We start from the raw sequence: 19,455 nt of genomic DNA on the forward strand, positions 1-19,455 counted from the left end.
TACAAGGACCTTCTGTCGCCTCCGTGGTACTGCTACCGCCAGCAGTACCTCCACAAAAACCCCAACGGCTACCGCTGCCACAGCAACACCGGCGTACCGTTCCCAAGCTAGGCCCATCGCCCCACCCGTACTCGTAAATCGGACTGGAGCGTCGCACCCGCCCGAACCCATAGCGAACTCCCCGCGATGCGGATCCAACCCGCATCGCGGACCCGGGTCGGCGTCTCGCACCCACCCGTACTCATACGGCGGGCCGCAGTTTTGCGCCCACCCGAGCCCAACGGCGGCCTCACGTGACGCCAACCGGACCCGCGTCGCTCGCGCCGCCCCAATCCCTTCGCTTTGAAGGCGGCCCCCACCGGGTAGTGGGGGCCGCTTTCGTTTGCAGGAAGTGGCAGAGGATGGGTGGTTGGTCCGGAGGGGGCGCTATCGTCTGCGGTCCGGGGTTCAGGATTGTGGAGGGGCGGGGCGATGGGCGTGCGGCGACTCGGGTTGGTTCTGGGTGGGGTCGGAGTGTTGGTGGCCAGCGGATTATCAGGGCCGGCGCAGGCTGCTGTTGCCGATTCGGTGCCGTGCATCAATCGGATTGTCTGGACTGACAGCGCGAACGCCGTGCAGGAGGCTGACATCCTCGCTGCAAAGCCGCCGCGAGTCTGGGATCGCTTTGAGGTTGCGCAGTTCGTGCCGGTCAGGGCGATGTCGACCTGGCACATGTCGACGACGCGTCAGGGTCAGCAGTACTCCTACGGGCTGCTGCTGCAAGGCGGGAACTTGTACCGGCACTCGACCATCACCCCGCCGGGTAGCCGGGCACGGGTGACCGCGACGAAGCTCGGCGGCGGGTGGACGAGCTTCAAGGCGATCGCCACCTCGAACTACGCCGACCCGCTCGGTCACAAGCACTCGTTCCTGTACGGCCTGAACACCAATGGGAGCCTCTACCGGTACGCGGCGAACGGCATCGGATACAAGGCATACGGCTCGTTCGGTGGGTTCAAGAGCTTCAAGGCGATGGCGATGATCAGCCAGCAGCCGACGTACGACACGCTCCTGATGACGACCACCGCCGGCGCGCTCTACACAATCCGCATCCCCACCACCGCGACAGCGAAGCCGGTCGTCAAGCTGATCCGCAAGGCCGGCTGGTCCTCCTTCGAGTCGCTCCAGGTCGAGCACTGCGGCAACAACTACGGGTCCATCGTCGTGGGCATCGACCACAACACCGACTCCGGCTACCAATACGCCTTCAGCAAGGCCAACGGCACGGCGACCGCGATCACGTCGCACGGCAAGATCCCGGTCGCCTTCACCGGCGCAGTCCACGCCACCCGCACCAACGCCTGGCTGGACGGCGAATAGCCGGGCCACGGCTACTCGTCGCAGCCATGGTGGGAGGAAGAACCTGGGACGTTCGTGCCCGGGTCTATGGCGCCAGTGGCTGGGGAAGACGGTCGGGTGGTGCTGGACGATGAGGGTAATCCGGTCATGGCACCAGTCGCGCCGACCGACGGTACTGCCGGGGTATTGCCGGCCGACACCACGCGCCGAATCGTTAGGAATCCGGATGGCTCGGTGGGCGAACAGGTGAGCATCTCCTACGAGTAGCACCCACCGACTGGTCCCCGCTCCCGGCGGACGAGAGCGGCTTCGCCTGCCGGGATTGACGGACGCACACCGGCCTACCTTTCCGAGCGCTAGGTCGGTCGTCCCGCCGGCACTCACGTCCCTGCAGCAACACATCACATCCATCAGCGCGTCATGTGCCTCGCGCCGGGGGTGCCGCGGCTGCCGTCGTGAGGGCGGGTGTGCCGAGCGACAGGACGTAGTGCCTGATTCCGGACTGCCGGCGTGGTCCGTGAGCGTGCGGAACCGCGGTCGTGCGGGCTACATCCTGTCGCTCGGGACACTCAAGCCCACGGGCGTGGCTGCATGAGGCGCGCTCGGCGGGCTGCACTCACCGTCCAGGTTCGGCTAACGGCGTCTTGAGCCTCGGTATTGTTACGATCGTGTGAAAACAGCCCGGCTACAGAGGGAGGGGCGATCGTGGCGAGTGGACAGGATGGTCCGAGGCACGAGGACGAGCGGGATGAGGTGCAGGCGGAGAATCTGTATTCCCGGAAGCGTTGGGTTGGGCATTTGGGGTTGTTTGTGGTGGGGCAGGTCGTGTTGGTGGTGATTGGGCAGTCTTGGCCGCTGGATGCTATTCAGGACGGCATCCCTGAGGGGACTCCTCGGTGGAACTGGTTGTTCGGCAATGACCGGGAGAACTCGACTCTGCTGAAGTTTTGGAGTCGGATCTGGTGCTTCGTGTTCGTTATTGACACGCTTTGGACCTGGATCTCCATCAGACGCCGAAGCGGGGCCAAATCCCAAGCCTCGCCTACTGGCTAGCGGCGTTTGCGTTCTACTGCCAGGACGGGGATCTTGCGGGTGGTCAGAGTTCTGTAGGTGCCGAGGCGGGGGTTGGTCTCTACCAAGCCGGCGAACAGTCGGTTGCGTTCTTCGCCCTTGACCTCCGCCGCCGTTGCCTCGTAGGTGTCGGTGCCGGTTTCCACCACGAGGTCTGGGTTGGCGACCAGGTTGTGGTACCACGCGGGATGCGTGTCGGAGCCGGCGTACGTGGCGGCTATGGCGATGCGGTCGCCGTCGGCGTAGTAGGCGAGCGGGCTCACTCGATCCTCGCCGGTCTTTGCGCCTTTCGTGATGATGAGGACCAGGGGTATGCCGTCGAACACCCCGCCGACCTTTCCGGCATTACTGCGAAATTCTTCGATGACGTCCTTGTTGAATACGCGGAAGTCGATTTTGTTTTCCGTCATCACCACTCCGTTCAAGGGCCGAGAAGTTCTCGCCCCTGGCCATCGTATGACCTATTTCGGCACGCCCTGAGCCACTTTCGGCTGTGAGTAATGTCGCGCTTGACGCAACCGCTTGATCTGTGGGCACGAAGATGGAATGCGCAGTCCCAACCGACGGGCGGAGAATTTTTCAGTAGCGTGTCGGAATCTGTGGTGGGCGTTCGTAGTAGGGGTGAGTGGCGGTTGGAGAAGGCTGCCTGGGACCTAGGAGTGGTGCGATGCCGAAGTACCTGATCTCGTTCGAGAAGGGCGCGATGGACCACATCCCCGTGGAGGACTTCCCGGAGGTGAGCAGGGTCAGTCATGCGGTGGTGCAGGAGGCCAAGGATGCCGGGGTGTTCGTTTTCGCCGGTGGGCTGCGTTACGACGACAACGACGTTGAGCACGCGGTGGTCGACACGGGCGGGCTCGTGACGGACGGTCCGTATCCGGAGAGCAAGGAGGTCATCGGCGGGGTGATGATCGTCGACGTACCCACGCGGGAGGACGCATTGAAGTGGGCGGCCAAGACCGCGGTTGCCTGTCGTTGCGCGCAGGACGTGCGCAAATTTATGTACGACCCCGAACAGACCGATTGAACAGGCGAGAACCCGGCCAGCAACGCCGGCCGGGTTCTGGGTCGGTCAGCCCATGGATTTCTGGCCGTCTATGGACTCTCGGATGATGTCGGCGTGGCCGGCGTGTTGGGCGGTTTCGGCGGTGATGTGGAGGAAGACGCGGCGTACCGACCAGAAGACGCCCGGGGGTTGCCAGGGGGCGGCCGGGAGCTCGTAGGTGGTGTCGAGGTCGAGGGTGCGGACGAGCTCGTCGGTGGCGGCCGCGACCTTCTCGTACTCCGCCAGTACGCCGGCGAGCGTCTCGCTCTCGGCGAGGCGGAACTGGTTCTCCCACTCGGCGATCCGTTCCGGGGTGAACTCGATCTCCTCGGGCACCTGCTGGCCGCCACCCGCCTGGGCGAACTCGGCCCAGTTCCGCTCGACCGCGGTGACGTGCTTGATCAGCCCGCCGATCGTCAGCGCGCTGACGGTACTGCGCGTGTTCGCCTGCTCGTCGGAGAGACCCTGCGCGGTGTACCGCAGGAAGTACCGGTGCTTCCCGAGAAAGTCCAGGATGTCGGCCCGCTCGCCCGTCACGTTCTGCTGCTCAATCGCTGTCGTCATACTCCGACCCTAGAAGCAGTAGCGGACAACTATTGACCTCTACTCATTCCAGTTCTGTCCTCCGTCGGGTGCTGCGCGACACTTGTCCGCCAGGTGAGCTGCGACAGGTGAAAGCACGGATTGCGGCAGCTCCGGATGGGGGCACAGCGCACGGTGTGGCCATGTGAGCTGGTTGCGATCAGCATGCGCCAGGAGCACCATGTCAACCATGAACGAGGCGTTCATCGTTCCTCCTGGCCAGGGCCGGCATCTCGATCTGGGCAACTTCGAGGCCGAAGTCCTGGCAACATCTACGCAGACAGCTGGCCAGTTCACTCTGCTGCAGACGCAAAGTGAGCCACCGGAGTTTGGTCCCTCACTCCACCTTCATCGTGATGCTGCCGAGGCGTTCTTTGTGCTTGAGGGTGAATACTTGATGTTCATCGAGGAGCAGCAAACCCTGTGTCCGCCCGGAACTTTTGTCTACGTACCAAGAGCCACGCCCCACACGTTCAAGGTCGTTTCGGCGGGTCCTGGTAAGAAGCTGAATCTCTTCTCGCCTGCCGCCATGGTCCAGTATTTCGAGGAGTTGGCCGACGCAGTAGCAACCGACTCGGCGACGCCGGAACTACTGGACGAGATCGCAGCCCGATGCCAGGTGGATGTTCTTGGGCCGGTGCCGGAGAGCTATCTCTGAGTCCGCTCATCGGCGGATCGCGGATCTCTTGGCTGATCACATACTCATTCCAGTTCCAAGTACTACGAGCCGGTCCAGACGAGTCGCTCGGCAAAGGCGCCTCGGGCGACTGCCTTGTCGCGGCGGACCCGATCCAAGGTGGACGAGTCGGCTCCCAGATCGGCGGCCAGCGCATAGACGACCTCGAGCACATCAGCGAGTTCTTCGATCGCCTCGTCCGGCTGGGCCGTCAGGAACTCGTCGACCTCCTCCAGCAACTTGTCGCGAAGCCTGCGGCGATACTCGGCCGCGTCGGCCCGGTACGTCACCAACTCCTCGCCCTTGGCCCGGACAATCTCGGGGATCCGGTCTCTGATCAACTTGCCGGCGGTGGACGGTGGTTCATGCATCTGCGCATACTCCCGCATCCCGCGGCCGCTAGTGCGCTGCCGGTTGAGGTGTGGTGATGGCGGTGAGGAGGCCGGGGAACGCCTGGTCGAGGTCTTCGCGGCGGAGGGTGTTGAGGCGGGAGGTGCCTACGTAGTACTGGCGGATCAGGCCGGCCTCGCGGAGGACCTTGAAGTGGTGGGTGGCGGTGGACTTGTGGACGGACAGGTCGAAGTCGCCGCACTTGATGTCGTGGCCGGCGGCATCGAGTTGCTGGACGATGCTGCGGCGGACCGGGTCGACGAGCGCCTCCAGGACCTGCTGGAGGTCGAACTCGGACAGCTCGGGGTGGTGCGACGTACGGCCCATGTGCTCCATAGTACGACAGCCATCATAGTTTGACAGTCGTCATAGTTCTGGGGTTCCCTGGAGCGCATGGCGATCACCGTGCGGTTTCAGGAGACAGGCGGGCCCGACGTACTGCGACTCGACGACGTCGAGCCCGGCCAACCAGGCCCGGGTGAGGTCCTCCTCAGGGTCGAAGCCATCGGGCTGAACCGGGCCGACATCCTCTTCCGCAGCGGTCAGTACATCGAGCCGGTCAAGCAGTTCCCCGCCGGCCTGGGCAGCGAATCAGCCGGCGTGATCGAGGCACTCGGCCCCGGCGTCAGCGGGTTCACAAAAGGGCAACCGGTCAGCGTCATCCCGAACTTCTCCCAGAACGACTACCCCCAGTACTCCGAACGCGCGCTCGCGCCGGTGACCGCGTTGCTCCCCCGCCCCGAGTCGGTCGACGCCGTATCGGGTGCGGCGGTCTGGATGCCCTACCTCACGGCGTACGGCGCGATGGTCGAGGTCGGCCGTGTCCGGGCGGGCGATGTGGTCGTGATCAACGCGGCGTCGAGCAGCGTCGGGCTGGCGGCGATCCACACCGCGAACCGACTGGGCGCCACACCGGTCGCCGTCACTCGGACCAGCGGCAAGAGCCAGCGGCTGCTCGACGAGGGTGCTGCCGAGGTGATCATTTCGGACGAAGAGGACGTGGCGGGCCGCATCCTGGCGCTGACGAGCGGGCGCGGCGCGGAGTACGTGTTCGATGCGGTGGCGGGGCCGGGCGTGGTCGATCTGGCGCGCGCCGTCGCTGCCGACGGGACGCTCTTCCTGTGGGGTGCGGCGAGCGGGCAGCCGACGCCGTACCCGGGATTCGAGCTCGGGATGCCTGCGCTCAACCTGCGCACCTACACGGTTCACGAGATCAGTCGCGATCCTGAGCGGCTGCGCCGGGCTGTCGCCTTTGTCAGCACGGGTCTGCGGTCGGGCGGGTTCCGGCCGGTCGTCGATCGCACCTTCCCGCTGGAGGACATCGTCGAGGCCCACCGGCACCTCGAGGCCAACACGCACGTGGGCAAGATCGTGGTCACAACCTCTCGCTGAATCAGGGCGGGAAATTGTCCGGGTGCTGCTCTACCGTGCGAGGTATGACTGAGGATTCCGGCATCTTCGAAGAGGTCACGCTGCGGGACGCACAGTTCCGCTCGGCGAAGTTGCCGGGGGCACAGTTCGAGCGCGTGGACCTGAGCGGCGCAGTACTGCGCGACGTCGATCTGAGCGATTCGGTACTGCGCAGCGTCAATTTGGACGGGGCCCTGCTTCGCGACGTCAACCTGCACGGCGCCGAACTGCGCGGCGTGGAGCTGACGGACGTGCGGATCACCGGCGAGGTCCAGAACGTCACCATCAATGGGGTCGACGTCGCACCCTTGGTCGAGGCCGAGCTCGACCGGCGTGATCCCGACCGGCCCAAGATGCGTCCCACCGACCCCACCGGCTTCCGGGAAGCGTGGGATCTGCTGGAGCGGCGCTGGGACGAGACGGTCGCGCGGGCCAGAGCGCTGCCACCGGAGGCCCTGCACGAGAGCGTGAACGGCGAGTGGTCCTTCATCGAGACGCTGCGCCACCTCGCCTTCGCCACCGATGCCTGGGTACGCCGCGCGATCCTGGGCGACCCCTCACCGTGGCATCCGCTCGACCTGCCATGGGACGAGATGCCGGACATGCCCGGCGTACCGCGAGATCGCGCCGCCCGCCCGACCTTGGACGAGGCGCTTGCCCTGCGCAAGGACCGGATGGCGACCGTACGCCGGTACGTCGACCAACTCACCGAGGACCAACTGGCCGGCGACACCACCCCGGTGACCGGAGCATCGGGCTGGCCCCATCCCATCAGCTACCCGATCCGCGAATGCCTCTCGATCGTCCTCAACGAGGAATACCAGCACCGCCAGTACGCCGAACGCGACCTCGCTACCCTCGAGCGAACCCACACCGCCTAGCTTGGGCGAACGACCTGGGGTTCTCGCCGCAGTCATGCGGCGGACAGCCACCGCGGTGGCTGCTGCCGGCGTCCGCCGAGTAGTTGATTGATGCCTTCACCCGATGGTCGCTCTGCCTGTGCCGCCGGAGGCGCTGGCCGGCCTGGTCGGCGAAGCCTTGGGTTCTCGCCGCAGTCATGCGGCGGACAGCCACCGCGGTGGCTGCTGCCGGCGTCCGCCGAGTAGTAATGCCTTCACCCGATGGTCGCTCTGCCTTGTGCCGCCGGTGGACGCGTGACAAGCAAGGTGCTGTCCGCATCGGAGTTCTCGGCGGTGAGCCACGCGGTTCGGTCGGCTCTCCTACCGCGGGCCGACGAGCTGGACGACTAGCGCCAGTACCTGTTCTCGGATGCGGTCAGCACGACGGTCATCGCGGCCCGGGCGCTGCTCAAGCGGGAGCGCATCGCGCAGGAGCACTACACGGTGCTGGTCGAGCCGTTCGCCCAAGCCGGCGTAGCCGTCCCCGCCAAGCCGCCGGGCCGGCGTAGCCATCCCCGCGAAGCCGCCCCGGCCTGACCGTCCCCGCCTAGCCGGTCCCCCTTAGCCGTCCCCGCCTAGCCGGTCCCCCTTAGCCGTCCCCGCCTAGCCGGTCCCCCTTAGCCGTCCCCGCCTAGCCGGTCCCCCTTAGCCGTCCCCGCCTAGCCGGTCCCCCTTAGCCGTCCCCGCCTAGCCGTCCTGAGATGGGCCGGCGCACTCCGCTGGTAGCTGGGTACCGGGGGCTCGCGGGCCGGTCCCGGCGCCGGGCGATCGCGGGTGGTTTGTCGGTGGGGTGGAGCAGAATGCGGGGTATGGGGATGGATGGCGTGGATCGGATGTTGATCTCGTTTCTGGATGCTCAGCGGGATCGGGTGTTCGAGGTGGTGGCGGGGCTCGATGACAAGCAGTTGGCGACCGCGGTGCTGCCTTCTGGCTGGACAATGCTCGGCATGATCGAGCACCTCGCGCACGCGGAGCGGCACTGGTTCCAAGAGGTCGCGCTCGGGTCCGCAGGTCCGCTCCCCTGGCCGGACGACCCGGACGACCCGGACGATCCCGACGAGAAGGACGGCGACGCGTTCACCAGCCCACACTCGGCCGAGACCGTCTTCGCGTTCTACCGCGACCAGATCGCCCGCGCGGACTCAGTACTGGAAACCCTGCCGCTGTCCACCGTCCCCGTCGGCGACCACGGTCAGGGTGACACCGCGCTGATCACCGACCTGCGTTTCATCGTCCTGCACATGATCGAGGAGACCGCCCGCCACCTCGGCCACCTGGACGCCGCCCGCGAACTCATCGACGGCCGCACCGAGCTCGGCCAGGACCCGCTCTAAAGCCATTGGAGATCCCACACCCGCTCCGCGAGACTGACCGGATGCTCGACGAAGCGGTAGACCTCGCCCGCCAGTTGGTGAAGGAGCGCTACCCGCAGGCGCGCGCCGCCTGGCTGGGCGGCAGCGTCGCCCGCGGCACCGCGACCACAACCTCCGACCTCGACATCACCGTGCTCCTCCCCGGCCCGCCGGCGCCGCTCCGCGAATCACTCCAGTACGCCGCCTGGCCGGTCGAACTCTTCGTCCACACCGAAGCCTCACTTGCCACGTACTGCGAGAAGGACCGCCAACGCCGCCAGCCGTCGATGATGCGCCTGATCGGCGAGACCATCATCCTGCTCGACACCGACGGTTCCGCGACCCGATGGCAGGAGAGCGGCAAAGCCCAGATCCAGGCCGGCCCACCACCCCTGACGAACACCGAACTCCAGCTGCTGCGCTACAAGATCACCGACCTCCTCGAGGACCTGATCGGTGCCGACAGCAACGACGTGAGAACCGCCGTCGCCTCGATCCTCTGGCAGGAAGCCGCCGCCCTGCTACTCACCGGCTCCCACCACTGGACCGGCACAGGCAAAGGCCTCCTGCGGGAGCTCACGGCGTACGACACAAAGCACGCCACCGACTACGTGACCGCCCTCCCCGCCGCGATGCGCGCAGCCGCAAACGGCAACCCGGAAGCACTGACAGCAACCGTCGACGCCATCCTCACCCCACACGGCGGCCGCCTCTTCGCCGGCTTCCACCTGTCAGGAAACTGAATCAGAAGTCGTTGTGCCGGCGGAGCTTTCGGGGGCGGCCGTCCGGGTCGTAGAGGTGGTTGTACAGCGGGCGCGCCCACAGCTTGGTCAGCCGTCCGAGCGGGGCGGGATCATGGGACCGGATCTGGCCCGGCGGACGCGGCCCAATCCGGCCCGAAAAATGCCAGGCATCCAGCGCGGCGGCGACCGACCTCCATTGCTCGAAGCCCTCCACCGGATCGAGTTGCGGCTCGCCACCCAAGTGTTCCGACCAGAGCTCCGACCGCACCGAGCGCGCCAGTCCCTCGCCGACCACAGCACACGTCAGTTCGCTGTCATTCGTCCAGGAGCGCCGGTTGAAGTTGTCCGACCCACAGGTGAACCACTCGTCGTCGACTACGCACACCTTCGCGTGCACGTAGATCGGCGTACTCTCCGCATTCTCCAGGTCGTAGACCCCGACCCGGTCCGGCGCCGCCGAGCGCAGAGTCTCCAGTGCCTGCAGCCGCCCGTACCACTCGGGCGGTCCGCTGATCCGTCCGCCCGCATCCGGGTACCGCGGCACCACCGCGATCACCCGCAACTCCGGCGACCGCTCCAGCGCCTCACGGATGCCGTCGGCAACCACTGCCGACCACAGGTACTGATCCTCGCAGTAGATCAGCCGTTGCGCCCGCCCGAACGCCTTCCGGTAGGCGCGCGCCACGCTGTACTCCCCCTTCGGAGCAAAGCGAAAGGGCGGATGCTTGTGCCCGTACGTCCGCAGCAGCTGTACTGCGTGCTGCCCCGCCTCCGGCGGATCCGGAAACGTCTCGGGCAGCTTCGACGGGTGGCGCGGCATCCTCTCCTTACGCTGCACGAACATCCGGTACGGCGTCCGCCGGTCGAGGGGATGCGGATCGTCCCAGCGCTCGACGAAGGTGAGCAGGACGTCCCCGACCACCGGCCCTCGCAGTTCCAGCATCGCGTCGTGCCACGGCGTCCGCGGACCGTACTTCGGGTCCATCGGCGCCTGCTGCGGATCGCCCAGGTGCCGCCGGTCGTCCCGGCGCTGATGACACAGATCGATCCCACCCACGAACGCGACATCCGAGGCCGCCGCCCCCTTGTGCCGGATGACGAACAGCTTCTGGTGGTGGGAGGCCAGCCTGCGGACCCGCTGATCGAGGAGGATCTCAGCACCGGCCTCGTTGAGCTCGGTCCCGAGCCGCTGGTTCTCCTGCGCGCTGAACCGCAGATGGTCCGAGTGCGACCGCCAGAGCAACCCGCGGACCTCGACCCCCTTGCGCACCAGGTCGCAGAGCAGATCGCCGATCGCCGGCCCGTCCTCGGTCAGCCGCTCGTCGGCGTCTCCGCGCCAGTCGGTGAAGTAGACGCGATCGCCGCGCGAGAGCCCGCGCAGTTCGTCGTACAGGCGCTGGAAGTAGACGGCTCCGTGGACCAGCAGGCGCACCGAGTTGCCGGTCGACCAGGCGCGGTCGAGCTCGGTCGCGGGATTTCCTCGCTCGGCGGCGGTCAGGAACCAGTCGCTCACCGGCACCCGGTACCCGCCCGGAGCGATCCCGAACTGGTGAGAAGGTGGAGGCGTGGATCTGGTGAGGCGTAGAGCGGGCAGCGTGTTCGTGCTCGGACTGCTGTCGATGCTGGGGTGGAGTCTGGCAGTGTCGGCCTCGATGCCGAGCTGGTTCGATCCGGACCGCGACTGCCTGGAGGCGTTCCCACTAGCCGAGGGCGATGGTCTACGGATCACCACGCAGTGGCTGCCTCCGCACGCGGCGTGCGATTACGGCAGCGAGGTCCACCAGTTCATCTCGCCCACCCGCTCGACGGTCCTGACGATCATCTTCGTCCTCACCGCCGCCTTCACCGCGTTCGGCCTGTACTGCGTACTTCGGCGGCTGGCCGAGCCGCCAGGCATCCCGCGTTCCGCGGAAGCCGTCAACCTCCGCACCCGCCGACTCTGGCATCTCGGGATCGGCGGGGGCCTCACCTTCCTGGCCCTCGGCCTGTACGCCGGCGCCAACGTGTTCGCCGCGATCCTCGGCGGACCTCCGGGCGCGCTGGTCATGGCCGTCGCAATGGTCGCCGGTCTGGCCGCTCTCGCGACGAAAGTTGATCGCGGCAACGGTCCGCTGCCCAGCACCGCCCGCGACTCCCGTCGGCGCGGCACCGTCGCCGGTCTCGTCACGTACGCCGTGATCTTCGTGGTGAGCGTTGCCTCCGGCAAGTTTCCCTTCTACCAGCTCTGGATCGCGCCGCTCGGCGTCGCCGCGTACCTGATCGTGGTCGGTCTCCAGTGGTCGCGCCTGAAGCGGACCACCGTCACCTCTGAGCTGGTCTCCTAAGCGGGCAAGATGTTGTGGTTCAGGTGGAACACGTTGCCGGGATCGAACTCGGCCTTCACCCGCGCCAGCCGGTCGTAGTTCTCCTGACCGAAGCCCGCGACCACCCGGCCATGCCCCTCGTCGCCGATGAAGTTCAGGTACACCGCACCGGTCGACCACGGCTTCAGGTGCGCGCAGACGTTCCGCGCCCATTCGATCCCGCGCTCGTCATCGGCCGCATCCATCCACAGTCCGAACGGATGCACCACCCAGGCGGCGTTCCGGTGCGGCAACGGCCACTTGCCGGCATCTCGGGCCACGGCACCGCCCCACGGAAAGAGCGCCTGTTGTGACGGCGACGGGTGCGGCCGATCGGCGTCCCGGTCGCAGAAGGCCTTGATCGCCTCGTCCGGCAGTTCGGTCAGATGCTCGGCCGACCAGTAGTTGCGCAGACCCGGCGGATCGTCCAGCGAGGACTGGATCTCGGCGTACGGCATCTCGGCGACCATCACGCCTTCCGGCCCGAGGTCGAACATCGGCGCGAACAGCTCCCGCGCCTCGTCCTCCGGCCCCGCGTGGACGGCAGCTACGGCGATCAGCCGCTCATCCTGCAGATGCAGCGGTACGAACGGCTCCGGCGGCCCGGTCAGGAAGATCACGCCACCACCGAGTTCCTCGGGCGCACCGGCCTCGAACAGGTCGCGATACCGGCGGATCACCTCGGGCCCCGCGTCAGCCGGCCACAACAGCAGCATCAAGGTCGCGGACGTCAGCGGCCGCAGCTTGAACGTCAGCGCCGTCGCGATCCCGAAGTTGCCGCCACCGCCGTGCAAGGCCCAGAACAGTTCGGTGTTCTTGGTCTCGTCGGCGATCACCAGCTGCCCGTCCGCGGTGATCAGCTCCACCGACACCAGGCTGTCGCAGGCCAGGCCGAACTTGCGTTCCAGCCAGCCCGACCCGCCCCCGAGCGTCAGCCCTGCAACCCCCGTCGTCGAAACCCGGCCGCCGGTCGTCGCCAGCCAGTACCGCTGGCAGGCTCCGTCAAGGTCCGCCCAGGTGGCGCCACCAGCCACCCGGGCAAGCTTGGCCTCCGGATCGAGCTGGACCGACCGCATCTTGCGCAGGTCGACGACCACACCGCCGTCCGTCACCGATGCGCCGGCAACGCTGTGACCGCCGCCGCGGACCGCGATCTCGAGTCCCTCAGCGACGCCGTACCGGACCGCTGCGGCGACATCGGCGGCCGACTCGCACTGCGCGATCACGCCCGGCCGCTTGTCGATCATTGCGTTGAACACCGATCGGGCCTCGTCGTACGGCGGATCGCCCGGCCGCAGTACCACTCCCCCGAACCCGTCCGGCCGTCCCCGGTGAGCTCCTGGCGTACGCGCGATCGTGTCGGACATGGGAACTCCCCCTCGCTCAGCTGTTCCCCAGTGGACACGCCGATCGTGCTCCCCGGCGGCCGAACCGGTCAACGGCTCATCCCTTACGGGCCGGTAATCCCTTGCCTACCAAGGGTTTCCGGTTGACTACAGCTGGGAGCCGCCGGTTGCGTCGAGGTACTGGCCACTCACCCAGCGAGCGTCGTCAGAGGCAACAAACCCGACCACGTCGGCGACGTCGGCGGGTTGGCCGACGCGGTTGAAGGTCGAGTACGCCGCTGCGGAGGCGGCCGCGGCCGGGTCGGCCAGCCAGCCGTTCATCTCGGTCTCGATGATGCCTGGGGCAACCGTGTTGACGGTGATCCCGCGTGGCCCGAGTTCCTTGGCCAAGGCAAGCGTCAGGATGTTCAGCGCACCCTTGGTCATCGAGTACGCCGTGTCGGCGGGGAACGCGATCCGGGTCACGCCAGAGCCGATGTTGATGATCCGGCCACCATCGCGCAACCGCGACAGACCCTGCTGGATCAGGAAGAACGGCGCCTTGGCGTTCACCGCGAACAACTCGTCGAACCACTCGGGTGTGACGTCCGCGAGCGGCTGCTGCTTGCCGATCCCCGCGTTGTTCACCAGGATGTCGAGCCCGTCAGCCTGCGCATCGAACGCGGCCCAGAGCGTCCGCGCCGCATCCTCGGCCGCCAGATCCGCCCGTACTGCGAACGCTGCGCCGCCGGCCGCCTCGATGTCGGCGATCGTCTGTTTCGCGGCGACCTCGTTGCGGCCGTAGTGGACCGCCACGCGGGCGCCGTCGGCCGCCAGCCGGAGCGAGATCGCCCGGCCGATCCCGCGGCTGCCACCGGTCACCAGCGCCGTCTTGCCCTGCAGCTTCTTCATCCTCGAGCCCTTTCTCTAGTGATCACTACAGAAAGAACCGTACCATGTTTTGTAGCGAGCGCTATAGAATGTTTCGCATGACAGCGCAACGCGGACGGCCGCGCTCCTTCGACCGCCAGGCGGCGCTCGAGCAGGCGGCCCTGACCTTCTGGGAGCACGGGTACGAGGCGACCTCGATCAGCGACCTGACCACGGCGCTCGGGATCGGCGCGCCCAGCCTGTACGCCGCGTTCGGCGACAAGCGGCAGCTCTTCCAGGAGGCGGTCGCGAGCTACCAGCAGACCCACGGCTCGTTCACCGCGAAGGCGCTGGCAGAGGAACCGACCGCCCGGGAGGCGATCGCACGCATGCTGCTCGAAGCGGCCGCGGAGTACACGTCACCGGATCACCCCCGCGGCTGCCTGGTGATCAGCGCCGCCCAGAACTGCTCAGCGGCCTCCGCCGACGTCGAAGAGTCTCTCCGCGCCATGCGCAACGCCAATGTGGCGGCCCTGGAGTCCCGCATCCAGTCCGACATCGACGCAGGCATCCTCCCGCCGACCGCCGACGCCCGCACCCTCGCCCTCTTCACCGGCGCCACCCTCCAGGGCATGTCCCAGCAATCCCGCGACGGCGCAACCCCGGCAGACCTGACCGCCATAGCCACCGCAGCCCTCAAAGCCTGGCCCACCTGACCGCCCGCATCCCCCTCTCCGGAGGCGAGGCTCGGCAATCGCTTCCCGCTACGCTTTGGGGATGGGTGTGATGGAGGTGCCGAGGGCGACCGTGCTGGGTGGAGCCGGGCAGGTGCTGTCCGGCGGTGAGGTCAGCGATTTCATCCGCGACCAGTTGGCCGGCGCCGGACTGGACGGGCGAAGCGTCTGCGTCATCGTCCCCGACGCCACCCGCAGCTGCCCCCTCCCGCTCCTGCTCGGTGCCGTCCACAGCGCGCTGGCCGGCAAGGTCTCCCGGCTGACCGTACTCGTTGCTCTAGGCACCCATGCCGAGATGTCGCCGGCCGAGCTGACCGCCCACCTCGGCGGCCGGTACGACGACCTGACCGTCCTGAACCACGAATGGTGGAAGGAGGAGACCTTCGTCGACCTCGGCACCATCAGCGCGTCCCGGGTCGCCGAGATCTCCGGCGGACTCCTCCACGAGGCCGTCCCGGTCCGCCTCAACCGTGCGGTCGTCGAGCACGATGTCGCCCTCGTCGTGGGACCGGTCTTCCCGCACGAAGTGGTCGGGTTCTCCGGGGGCAACAAGTACTTCTTCCCAGGCGTCGCCGGCCAGGAGGTGATCGACCTGTCCCACTGGCTGGGCGCGCTCATCACCAGCGCCGGCATCATCGGTACGCCGGGCATCACCCCCGTCCGCGCGCTGATCGACGAGGCCGCCGCCCTTATCCCGGCCGAGAAACTCGCCCTCAGCGTCGTCGCCCAATCCGGCACGGACGCCTTGCACGCCGTGGCTTTCGGCGACACCGCCTCCTCCTGGCAAGCAGCGGCTGCCGTCTCCGCGCAGACCCACGTCCGCTACCTCGACAAGCCGGTACGCCGCGTCGTGTCGCTGATGCCAGCGCGGTACCAGGACATCTGGACGGCCGCCAAAGGGTTCTACAAGGTCGAGCCGATCGTCGCCGACGGCGGTGAGGTCATCCTCTACGCGCCGCACATCACCCAACTGGCCGCTATGCATCCGGAGATCGAGCAGCTCGGGTACCACTGCCGCGACTACTTCCTCGGCCAGTGGGACAGGTTCCGGTCGATGCACTGGGGTGTGCTCGCCCACTCGACCCACCTCCGCGGCGCAGGTACCTGGGGCCCGGTCGAGGGCGAGCGCTGCCGCGTCGACGTCACGCTGGCGACGGGCATCCCGGAAGACGTCGTCCGCGGCGCCCACCTCGGGTACCTGGATCCGGCGGGGTTCGACCTGGCGCAGTACGAGAAGGATCCGGACACCCTCGTCATCCCGAACGCCGGGGAGATCCTGCATCGGCTGAAACTCGACCCGGAAGAGCACTGACACCGGACCTGACTGGCCGGTAACCTTCGCTGCTATGGCAGCCGGCGCAGGTTCGCAAACAGTCGAGGTCGCGATCGTCGGGTCCGGGTTCGCGGGCCTGTGCATGGCGATCAAACTCCGCCAGGCCGGCTGCGAGAACTTCGTCATCCTGGAGAAGGCCGACCGGCTCGGCGGCACCTGGCGGGACAACACCTATCCGGGCTGCGCCTGCGACATCCCGTCGTACCTGTACTCCTTCTCGTTCGAGCAGAACCCGCGCTGGACCAGGATGTTCGCGCCCTGGGACGAGATCCTCGCCTACCTGGAGCACTGCGCCGCGAAGTACGGGATCGCCGACAAGATCCGGTACGGCGCCGACGTCACCGAGGCGGCGTTCGACGAGCTGACCGGGCAGTGGACGGTCACGGTCAACGGCACCGAGACGCTCGAGACGCAGGCCCTGGTGGCCGGTGTGGGCAACCTGCACAAGCCGAAGTACCCCGACATCGTTGGGCTCGATTCCTTTGCCGGCAAGGCGTTTCACTCGTCGCAGTGGGACCACGAGCACGACCTGACCGGGCGCCGGGTGGCAGTGATCGGGACGGGGGCCTCGGCGATCCAGTTCGTCCCGCCGGTCGCCGAGCAGGCCGCTCAGGTGGACGTGTACCAGCGGACCGCGCCGTGGGTCACGCCGAAGCCGGACCGCGCGATCGGTCCGCGTGAGCGGGCGCTGCACTCCCGTTTCCCGGCTGGGCAGCGGGCGATCCGCGACGTCATCTTCTGGGGGCTGGAGGCGCGCGGGCTCGGGTTCGCGGCCAACCCGAAGCTGATGAAGGGCCTAGAACTGCAGGCCAAACGCCACCTCCGCAAGCAGATCACCGACCCCGTACTCCGGGCCAAGCTGACGCCGGACTACCAGATCGGTTGCAAGCGGATCCTCATTTCGAACGACTACTACCCGGCCTTGATGCGCGACAACGTCGAGGTGGTGACGACCGGGATCAGCCGCGTCACGCCGACCGGTGTGGTGACCGACGACGGGCTTGAGCGGGAGTGCGACACGATCGTGCTCGGCACCGGGTTCGAGGTGTCCGGCAACCTGACCCGGATCGGCATCCTCGGCCGCGAGGGGATCGACCTCGCCGACACCTGGAAGCAGAACGGCATCGGCGCCCACCTGGGCATCACGGTGGCCGGCTACCCGAACCTGTTCCTGCTGGTCGGCCCGAACACCGCACTCGGGCACTCCTCGATGGTGTTCATGATCGAGGCGCAGGTGCGCTACGTGATGCAGGCACTAGACCTGCTGCGGCGGAGAGGCGCGTCGTCGGTCGAAGTACGAGAGGAGGCGCAGGAGCGGTTCGTCACCGAGGTCCAGAGCGAGCTCGACGACACGGTCTGGCAGTCGGGCTGCAACAGCTGGTACCTCGACCCCCAGGGCCGCAACTCCACCATCTGGCCCAAGTTCACCATCTCCTACTGGAACCGAACCCGCCGCCTCAACCCCGCCGACTACGTCCTCACCCACTAGCCCCGCCAACGCCGCGCCGCACGGGGTGGGCGCGGACCGCTCCCACTCACAAACCTTGCCCAGCCGGCACGGACCAGGCCCAGCCACGCGTGGCGGGGTGCGTTCGGGCCCGCGGAGAGCAGGTTTGTGAGTGGGGGCGGTCCGGCACTCTCAGGGTCCCCCCGGAGTACTGAAGTCGGAGCCGCTCAGGGCCGGCCTACGACTATGGGTGGAGAAGAAGACTGGTCCTTGGACCGACGTTTTCCATCACCCGGCGAAGGATCCTTGGAGCATGAACCTCCTCCAGATCCTCAGCACAGTAGTCATCGTCGGCGGTGTCCTGATCACCGCCCTGATCGCCATCATCCCCACCGTCGTCGACCGCTGACCCCAGCCGAAAACCTCAGCCGACGGACAGGTGACCGAGCAGGTCCTGCCGGGTCAGCACGCCGACCGGCTTGCCGTCGTCGAGCACCATCAGGGCGTCGCGCCCTTCCAGCATCTCGACCGCCTTCGTGACCGACTCGCCCGCTCCGAGTGACGGTAGCGCCGGGTCCATGTGCAGCTCGACGATGTCGGCGAGCCGCGCCTTGCCGGAGTACAGGGCGTCCATCAGCGTCCGCTCCGACACCGAGCCGGCCACCTCGGCCGCCATCACCGGCGGCTCCGCGCGGACGACCGGCATCTGCGAGACGCCGTACTCGCGCAGGATCTCAACCGCCTCGGCGATCGTCTCGTGCGGGTGCGTGTGCACCAGCGGCGGCAGGCTGCCGTCCTTGCGGGCGAGCACCTCGCCCAGCGTCGCGCCCTGCCGCTCGTGCGCCAGGAACCCGTACTGCGCCAGCCACTCGTCGTTGAACACCTTGGTCAGGTAGCCGCGCCCGCCGTCCGGCAGCAGTACGACGATCACGGCCTCCGGGTCGTCCAGCTCGTGTGCCAGCCGGATCGCCGCAGCGGCCGCCATCCCGGCGGAACCGCCGACCAGCATCGCCTCTTCGCGAGCCAGCCGTCGCGTCACCGCGAACGAGTCCGCGTCGGAGACCTCGATGATCCGGTCGGCGATGTTCCGGTCGTAGGTTTCCGGCCAGAAGTCCTCACCGACGCCCTCGACCAGGTACGGCCGGCCGCTGCCGCCGGAGTACACCGAGCCCACCGGGTCAGCGCCGATGATCTGGACGCGACCGCCGGAGACCTCCTTGAGGTACTTGCCGGTGCCGCTGATCGTGCCGCCGGTGCCGACACCCGCGACAAAGTGGGTGATCTTGCCCTCGGTCTGCTCCCACAGCTCGGGACCGGTCGACTCGTAGTGCGAGATCGGGTTGTTCACATTGGCGTACTGGTTCGGCTTCCAGGCGCCCTCGATCTCGCGGACCAGACGGTCGGACACGTTGTAATACGAGTTCGGGTGCTCCGGCGCGACCGCGGTCGGGCAGACCACGACCTCCGCGCCGTACGCCTTCAGCACGTTGCGCTTGTCCTCGCTGACCTTGTCCGGGCAGACGAAGACGCACTTGTACCCCTTGGCCTGGGCAACCATCGCCAGCCCGACCCCGGTGTTGCCGGACGTCGGCTCGACGATCGTGCCGCCCGGCTTGAGCTCGCCGGAAGCCTCGGCCGCCTCGACCATCCGGACGGCGATCCGGTCCTTCACGGACCCGCCCGGGTTGAAGTACTCGACCTTCGCGAGCACCAGCGGCTTGGCGCCGTCAGTGGTCTTCGAAAGCCGCACGAGCGGCGTGTTGCCGACCAGGTCCAGGAGTGAGTTCACGTAGCGCACGTATCTCACTGTATGGGACAAGTGCCACCTCGGCGCCATCGCGTGAGTGATGGCGGCGTCCAGGTGCGTGCATCGCAAGGCGGAGAAGCGTCCTCGATGC

At 67.4% G+C, this 19,455-nt stretch carries 19 protein-coding genes; 11 read left to right on the top strand and 8 right to left on the bottom strand.

The window, feature by feature from the left end:
• The first annotated feature begins 681 nt into the window (after positions 1-681).
• A complete protein-coding gene (locus ACQPYM_RS33590; RefSeq protein ID WP_433008546.1) occupies positions 682-1,359 on the top strand; it encodes a hypothetical protein in 678 nt (225 codons plus the stop codon).
• 1,028 nt (positions 1,360-2,387) lie between these two features.
• Here the strand turns inward: ACQPYM_RS33590 and ACQPYM_RS33595 are convergent.
• Positions 2,388-2,819: a nitroreductase/quinone reductase family protein gene (locus ACQPYM_RS33595; protein WP_433008549.1), complete on the bottom strand. Its 432-nt coding sequence runs from the start codon at positions 2,817-2,819 to the stop codon at positions 2,388-2,390.
• Positions 2,820-3,076: 257 nt separating this feature from the next.
• On the opposite strand from ACQPYM_RS33595, the gene ACQPYM_RS33600 reads away from it, so the two are divergent.
• On the top strand, positions 3,077-3,436 hold the full coding sequence (locus ACQPYM_RS33600; RefSeq protein WP_433008552.1) for a YciI family protein: 360 nt from the start codon (positions 3,077-3,079) through the stop codon (positions 3,434-3,436).
• Between the two features lie 45 nt (positions 3,437-3,481).
• Here the strand turns inward: ACQPYM_RS33600 and ACQPYM_RS33605 are convergent, their stop codons facing one another.
• A complete protein-coding gene (locus ACQPYM_RS33605; protein ID WP_433008555.1) occupies positions 3,482-4,018 on the bottom strand; it encodes a DinB family protein in 537 nt (178 codons plus the stop codon).
• A 208-nt stretch (positions 4,019-4,226) separates the two neighbouring features.
• Between ACQPYM_RS33605 and ACQPYM_RS33610 the strand changes: the two genes are divergently transcribed.
• Positions 4,227-4,694, top strand: coding sequence for a cupin domain-containing protein (locus ACQPYM_RS33610; protein ID WP_433008558.1), 468 nt, complete (start codon positions 4,227-4,229; stop codon positions 4,692-4,694).
• A 62-nt stretch (positions 4,695-4,756) separates the two neighbouring features.
• Here the strand turns inward: ACQPYM_RS33610 and ACQPYM_RS33615 are convergent, their stop codons facing one another.
• Both ACQPYM_RS33615 and ACQPYM_RS33620 read right to left on the bottom strand, forming a co-directional pair.
• Positions 4,757-5,083 (bottom strand): nucleoside triphosphate pyrophosphohydrolase, encoded by a 327-nt coding sequence (locus ACQPYM_RS33615; protein WP_433008560.1) that lies wholly within the window; start codon positions 5,081-5,083, stop codon positions 4,757-4,759.
• Between the two features lie 28 nt (positions 5,084-5,111).
• Entirely contained in the window at positions 5,112-5,429 is a 318-nt protein-coding gene (locus ACQPYM_RS33620) for an ArsR/SmtB family transcription factor (RefSeq protein ID WP_433008563.1), read from the bottom strand.
• A 66-nt stretch (positions 5,430-5,495) separates the two neighbouring features.
• Between ACQPYM_RS33620 and ACQPYM_RS33625 the strand changes: the two genes are divergently transcribed.
• The 4 genes from ACQPYM_RS33625 to ACQPYM_RS33640 all read left to right on the top strand — a co-directional run bounded on the left by ACQPYM_RS33625 (position 5,496) and on the right by ACQPYM_RS33640 (position 9,506).
• Positions 5,496-6,494: a zinc-dependent alcohol dehydrogenase family protein gene (locus tag ACQPYM_RS33625; RefSeq protein ID WP_433008566.1), complete on the top strand. Its 999-nt coding sequence runs from the start codon at positions 5,496-5,498 to the stop codon at positions 6,492-6,494.
• 44 nt (positions 6,495-6,538) lie between these two features.
• Positions 6,539-7,393: a DinB family protein gene (locus tag ACQPYM_RS33630; RefSeq protein ID WP_433008569.1), complete on the top strand. Its 855-nt coding sequence runs from the start codon at positions 6,539-6,541 to the stop codon at positions 7,391-7,393.
• A gap of 851 nt (positions 7,394-8,244) precedes the next feature.
• Positions 8,245-8,745 (top strand): DinB family protein, encoded by a 501-nt coding sequence (locus ACQPYM_RS33635; protein WP_433008572.1) that lies wholly within the window; start codon positions 8,245-8,247, stop codon positions 8,743-8,745.
• A gap of 41 nt (positions 8,746-8,786) precedes the next feature.
• Positions 8,787-9,506 carry a nucleotidyltransferase domain-containing protein gene (locus ACQPYM_RS33640; RefSeq protein WP_433008575.1) on the top strand — a complete coding sequence of 240 codons (720 nt, stop codon included), beginning with the start codon at positions 8,787-8,789 and terminating at the stop codon, positions 9,504-9,506.
• Position 9,507: 1 nt separating this feature from the next.
• On the opposite strand, the gene ACQPYM_RS33645 is transcribed toward ACQPYM_RS33640, so the two are convergent.
• A complete protein-coding gene (locus ACQPYM_RS33645) occupies positions 9,508-11,019 on the bottom strand; it encodes a phospholipase D family protein (protein WP_433008577.1) in 1,512 nt (503 codons plus the stop codon).
• Positions 11,020-11,071: 52 nt separating this feature from the next.
• Here ACQPYM_RS33645 and ACQPYM_RS33650 point away from each other — a divergent pair, with 52 nt between their 5' ends.
• A complete protein-coding gene (locus ACQPYM_RS33650; protein ID WP_433008580.1) occupies positions 11,072-11,830 on the top strand; it encodes a hypothetical protein in 759 nt (252 codons plus the stop codon).
• Here ACQPYM_RS33650 and ACQPYM_RS33655 read toward each other — a convergent pair.
• A complete protein-coding gene (locus ACQPYM_RS33655) occupies positions 11,827-13,215 on the bottom strand; it encodes an FAD-binding oxidoreductase (RefSeq protein ID WP_433008583.1) in 1,389 nt (462 codons plus the stop codon). The genes ACQPYM_RS33650 and ACQPYM_RS33655 overlap by 4 nt on opposite strands.
• A gap of 126 nt (positions 13,216-13,341) precedes the next feature.
• Complete coding sequence (locus ACQPYM_RS33660) at positions 13,342-14,085, bottom strand: SDR family oxidoreductase (protein ID WP_433008586.1); 744 nt, start codon at positions 14,083-14,085, stop codon at positions 13,342-13,344.
• 77 nt (positions 14,086-14,162) lie between these two features.
• On the opposite strand from ACQPYM_RS33660, the gene ACQPYM_RS33665 reads away from it, so the two are divergent.
• From ACQPYM_RS33665 to ACQPYM_RS33675, 3 genes are all read left to right on the top strand, one after another.
• A complete protein-coding gene (locus tag ACQPYM_RS33665; protein WP_433008589.1) occupies positions 14,163-14,759 on the top strand; it encodes a TetR/AcrR family transcriptional regulator in 597 nt (198 codons plus the stop codon).
• 61 nt (positions 14,760-14,820) lie between these two features.
• Positions 14,821-16,089 (top strand): lactate racemase domain-containing protein, encoded by a 1,269-nt coding sequence (locus ACQPYM_RS33670; RefSeq protein ID WP_433008592.1) that lies wholly within the window; start codon positions 14,821-14,823, stop codon positions 16,087-16,089.
• Between the two features lie 34 nt (positions 16,090-16,123).
• On the top strand, positions 16,124-17,599 hold the full coding sequence (locus ACQPYM_RS33675; protein ID WP_433008595.1) for a flavin-containing monooxygenase: 1,476 nt from the start codon (positions 16,124-16,126) through the stop codon (positions 17,597-17,599).
• Between the two features lie 382 nt (positions 17,600-17,981).
• Here ACQPYM_RS33675 and ACQPYM_RS33680 read toward each other — a convergent pair whose 3' ends face one another.
• Positions 17,982-19,355: a cystathionine beta-synthase gene (locus ACQPYM_RS33680; protein WP_433008598.1), complete on the bottom strand. Its 1,374-nt coding sequence runs from the start codon at positions 19,353-19,355 to the stop codon at positions 17,982-17,984.
• Between the last annotated feature and the right edge of the window lie 100 nt (positions 19,356-19,455).

Source organism: Kribbella sp. CA-294648, from assembly GCF_050943845.1.
Classification (GTDB): domain Bacteria; phylum Actinomycetota; class Actinomycetes; order Propionibacteriales; family Kribbellaceae; genus Kribbella.

Excerpts from the sequence above, each read along its gene's own strand:
- ACQPYM_RS33625 (WP_433008566.1), top strand. The coding sequence starts at position 5,496 with ATGGCGATCACCGTGCGGTTTCAGGAGACAGGCGGGCCCGACGTACTG.
- ACQPYM_RS33615 (WP_433008560.1), bottom strand. The coding sequence starts at position 5,083 with ATGCATGAACCACCGTCCACCGCCGGCAAGTTGATCAGAGACCGGATC.
- ACQPYM_RS33600 (WP_433008552.1), top strand. The coding sequence starts at position 3,077 with ATGCCGAAGTACCTGATCTCGTTCGAGAAGGGCGCGATGGACCACATC.
- ACQPYM_RS33610 (WP_433008558.1), top strand. The coding sequence starts at position 4,227 with ATGAACGAGGCGTTCATCGTTCCTCCTGGCCAGGGCCGGCATCTCGAT.
- ACQPYM_RS33630 (WP_433008569.1), top strand. The coding sequence starts at position 6,539 with ATGACTGAGGATTCCGGCATCTTCGAAGAGGTCACGCTGCGGGACGCA.
- ACQPYM_RS33605 (WP_433008555.1), bottom strand. The coding sequence starts at position 4,018 with ATGACGACAGCGATTGAGCAGCAGAACGTGACGGGCGAGCGGGCCGAC.
- ACQPYM_RS33640 (WP_433008575.1), top strand. The coding sequence starts at position 8,787 with ATGCTCGACGAAGCGGTAGACCTCGCCCGCCAGTTGGTGAAGGAGCGC.
- ACQPYM_RS33595 (WP_433008549.1), bottom strand. The coding sequence starts at position 2,819 with ATGACGGAAAACAAAATCGACTTCCGCGTATTCAACAAGGACGTCATC.
- ACQPYM_RS33655 (WP_433008583.1), bottom strand. The coding sequence starts at position 13,215 with ATGTCCGACACGATCGCGCGTACGCCAGGAGCTCACCGGGGACGGCCG.
- ACQPYM_RS33675 (WP_433008595.1), top strand. The coding sequence starts at position 16,124 with ATGGCAGCCGGCGCAGGTTCGCAAACAGTCGAGGTCGCGATCGTCGGG.
- ACQPYM_RS33635 (WP_433008572.1), top strand. The coding sequence starts at position 8,245 with ATGTTGATCTCGTTTCTGGATGCTCAGCGGGATCGGGTGTTCGAGGTG.
- ACQPYM_RS33665 (WP_433008589.1), top strand. The coding sequence starts at position 14,163 with ATGACAGCGCAACGCGGACGGCCGCGCTCCTTCGACCGCCAGGCGGCG.
- ACQPYM_RS33660 (WP_433008586.1), bottom strand. The coding sequence starts at position 14,085 with ATGAAGAAGCTGCAGGGCAAGACGGCGCTGGTGACCGGTGGCAGCCGC.
- ACQPYM_RS33620 (WP_433008563.1), bottom strand. The coding sequence starts at position 5,429 with ATGGGCCGTACGTCGCACCACCCCGAGCTGTCCGAGTTCGACCTCCAG.
- ACQPYM_RS33670 (WP_433008592.1), top strand. The coding sequence starts at position 14,821 with ATGGGTGTGATGGAGGTGCCGAGGGCGACCGTGCTGGGTGGAGCCGGG.